This window comes from Streptomyces sp. NPDC085937 (genome assembly GCF_044540535.1).
Taxonomy (GTDB): Bacteria; Actinomycetota; Actinomycetes; order Streptomycetales; family Streptomycetaceae; genus Streptomyces.
Genome location: NZ_JBITSH010000033.1, coordinates 1 through 1,244, shown reverse-complemented (window position 1 = coordinate 1,244; position 1,244 = coordinate 1). Strand labels below are relative to the sequence as shown.

The 1,244-nt window shown below is 58.7% G+C and carries 2 rRNA genes; both read left to right on the top strand.

What is annotated here, in order from left to right:
- Positions 1–77, top strand: a 16S ribosomal RNA gene (locus tag ACIF8S_RS33360); the annotation flags it as partial.
- 312 nt (positions 78–389) lie between these two features.
- A 23S ribosomal RNA gene (locus tag ACIF8S_RS33355) occupies positions 390–1,244 on the top strand; the annotation flags it as partial.

The window sequence follows — 1,244 nt, the reverse complement described above, 5'->3', positions numbered from 1 at the left end:
CGAAGGTGGGACTGGCGATTGGGACGAAGTCGTAACAAGGTAGCCGTACCGGAAGGTGCGGCTGGATCACCTCCTTTCTAAGGAGCACTTCTTACTCGGACTTGTCCGGGTCAGAGGCCAGCATGCGAGCGAACGTCTTGCACTGGTTGCTCATGGGTGGAACGTTGACTATTCGGTCCGGATCTCGGGTCGGTGGCTGCCAGTACTGCTCTTCGGAGCGTGGAACGCACGATCACCGGGTGAGACCGGACCGGGCACGCTGTTGGGTGTCTGAGGGTACGGCCGTGAGGTCGCCTTCAGTGCCGGCCCCAGTGCACTCGAGCTGCTTGCTCGGGGTGATGGGTGGTTGGTCGTTGTTTGAGAACTGCACAGTGGACGCGAGCATCTGTGGCCAAGTTTTTAAGGGCGCACGGTGGATGCCTTGGCACCAGGAACCGATGAAGGACGTGGGAGGCCACGATAGTCCCCGGGGAGTCGTCAACCAGGCTTTGATCCGGGGGTTTCCGAATGGGGAAACCCGGCAGTCGTCATGGGCTGTCACCCACTGCTGAACACATAGGCAGTGTGGAGGGAACGCGGGGAAGTGAAACATCTCAGTACCCGCAGGAAGAGAAAACAACCGTGATTCCGGGAGTAGTGGCGAGCGAAACCGGATGAGGCCAAACCGTATGCGTGTGAGACCCGGCAGGGGTTGCGCATTCGGGGTTGTGGGATCTCTCTTTCATGGTCTGCCGGCCATGAGACGAGTCAGAAACCGTTGATGTAGGCGAAGGACATGCGAAAGGTCCGGCGTAGAGGGTAAGACCCCCGTAGTCGAAACGTCAGCGGCTCGTTTGAGAGACACCCAAGTAGCACGGGGCCCGAGAAATCCCGTGTGAATCTGGCGGGACCACCCGCTAAGCCTAAATATTCCCTGGTGACCGATAGCGGATAGTACCGTGAGGGAATGGTGAAAAGTACCGCGGGAGCGGAGTGAAATAGTACCTGAAACCGTGTGCCTACAAGCCGTGGGAGCGTCGCGTTGAGTGCTTGCACTCAACGTCGTGACTGCGTGCCTTTTGAAGAATGAGCCTGCGAGTTTGCGGTGTGTTGCGAGGTTAACCCGGGTGGGGAAGCCGTAGCGAAAGCGAGTCCGAATAGGGCGGTTTTAGTAGCACGCTCAAGACCCGAAGCGGAGTGATCTAGCCATGGGCAGGTTGAAGCGGAGGTAAGACTTCGTGGAGGACCGAACCCACCAGGGTTGA